The organism is Haloparvum sedimenti (assembly GCF_001462205.1).
Classification (GTDB): domain Archaea; phylum Halobacteriota; class Halobacteria; order Halobacteriales; family Haloferacaceae; genus Haloparvum; species Haloparvum sedimenti.
The window spans coordinates 20623-21144 of the sequence record NZ_LKIR01000124.1 but is presented as its reverse complement, the minus strand read 5'-3'; positions in this window follow the sequence as shown (position 1 = coordinate 21144).

Sequence of the window (522 nt, the reverse complement as noted above, 5' to 3'; positions counted from 1 at the left end):
GCGACCGCGCGAGGGAGGCGGCGGCGCGGCCGCCTGCTGTGCGGTTCCGCGGCCGCGCCGCCGCCGAGGCTGGGGAGGTACGAGGCCCGCGGTGCGGTTGCAGTGCGGTGGGTGGGACTGAAAGGGGCAGTCGGCTCGATCCGGCCCCGACGACGTAAGCACTTGCGCCGGGCGTTGCTGAGAGGCGCAAGCGCGCAGCGAGGCGCGGCCGGTCGAGCCGACTGGGGCTTTCTGGGTGTTGCTGTCCCCAGCAGCAGGATCGACAGCAGTCACAAAAACACCCACAAGTGGTAGAAAACAGACAAAAACACACCGCTCCACTAAGTATCGGTATAGAGCATCAGCGATTCAGAAAAAGCCCGACGAACGCCGTCTCGATCAGATCGACTCGATCGTGGTGTGGTCGCCGGTGATCGCGGCCGCGTCCTCGGGCAGGAGCGCGGCGACGAGGTAGTCGGCGTACTCGCGGAGGTAGTCGACGACGGCCGCGATGCGGTCGGAGTCGATCGCCTCCATGGAGTC